Source organism: Roseibacillus persicicus (assembly GCF_014651675.1).
Classification (GTDB): Bacteria; Verrucomicrobiota; Verrucomicrobiia; order Verrucomicrobiales; family Akkermansiaceae; genus Roseibacillus; species Roseibacillus persicicus.
On sequence record NZ_BMXI01000089.1, the window covers coordinates 1 to 546 of the forward strand.

At 55.3% G+C, this 546-nt stretch carries 1 protein-coding gene; it reads left to right on the plus strand.

Annotated features, from left to right (window positions below; all coding sequences use genetic code 11):
- Positions 1-546 (plus strand): IS3 family transposase (locus IE099_RS20685; protein ID WP_189574779.1); only part of this gene is annotated, 546 nt, incomplete at both ends.

Here is a 546-nt window from a genome sequence, read left to right on the forward strand (position 1 = left end):
AGCCGGATGCGCCGAATGATGCGTATCATGGGGATCGTGGCGATGGTTCCGCAACCCACGACGAGTAAACCGAACAAGGAACACACCATCTACCCCTACCTTTTGAGGGGGCGGGAGGTTAGGGACGTCGACGAAGTCTGGTGCGTAGACATCACTTGCATCCCGATGGCCAGAGGCCATGGCTACCTCGTGGCGATTATGGATTGGCACAGCCGAGCGGTCCTGTCTTGGGAGTTGAGCAACACGATGGATAGCAGCTTCTGCGTGAGAGCGCTCAATGAAGCCATGCGTCGGACCGGACGTATTCCAAAAATATTCAACACCGATCAGGGTGCCCAGTTCACTGGACGCAACTGGGTTTCCACGCTCAAGGCAAGCGGGATCGAGATCAGTATGGATGGCAAAGGCCGCTGGATGGACAATGTCTTCATTGAGCGTCTATGGCGGAGCCTGAAGTATGAAAAGATCCGGCTTTGGAGCTACGACACAGTGAGCGAACTCCGGACTCACATCGATGACTGGATGAACTACTACAACCATCGGCGC